Origin of the sequence: Blautia sp. HCN-20427, from assembly GCF_037890365.1 — a bacterium.
Lineage (GTDB): Bacteria > Bacillota > Clostridia > Lachnospirales > Lachnospiraceae > Blautia.
Window position 1 is genome coordinate 1 of record NZ_JBBKBX010000070.1, and the last position, 668, is coordinate 668.

Here is a 668-nt window from a genome sequence, read left to right on the forward strand (position 1 = left end):
GTTCTTTTTTTTCGACAGCCATATTAGATTATCACATCTGTATCGCTTTGTCAAGAACTTTTTCAATCTTTTTCGATTTACTTCGCAGTTCTTTGCAACAGCTTTATCAGAATATCATATATTCTATACTTTACCAATAACTTTTTTCATTTTCTGAAAATTATTCATTATCATCCGCTATTGTTCAGTTAAAATCTCAAATTATCTTTTCTTTCCCAACAACAACTCTCATATGGTATCACAGTAAATATTACATGTCAACTGTTTTTTATTTTTTCTTTTCTATATCCACCAGTTTACAACTTTATAAATGATAGACTTGCTGATGAATCAGCTGCTTTAAAGCCTTTGTCATAACATTTGATTTTATATGTGTTTCGATATTTTTTATACCTCATATTGATCAGGTTGACCAGCAGCATGGTCAAAAAATTTTGAAACATTTTCAAATTTTGTACCAAATTTAGATACCATGGTATCATCAACACACAGAAATACTGGTTGTGTCTGCAAGGAATCCGGTATCAGCTTCAAAGCAATCCGGGCAGTGGGGTTCATAAATCTGGAATAATCAACCCTTGCATAGGAACATGCATAATAAAATACATTCCATGATTTTTTTGTTATTCCGGATAAAACCTCTATGGATTTCATGATATGGATATGCA

1 pseudogene is annotated in these 668 nt (G+C 31.3%); it reads right to left on the reverse strand.

The window, feature by feature from the left end:
* Positions 1-387 precede the first annotated feature (387 nt).
* Positions 388-668, reverse strand: a pseudogene (locus tag WKT17_RS16235) (hypothetical protein); the annotation flags it as partial.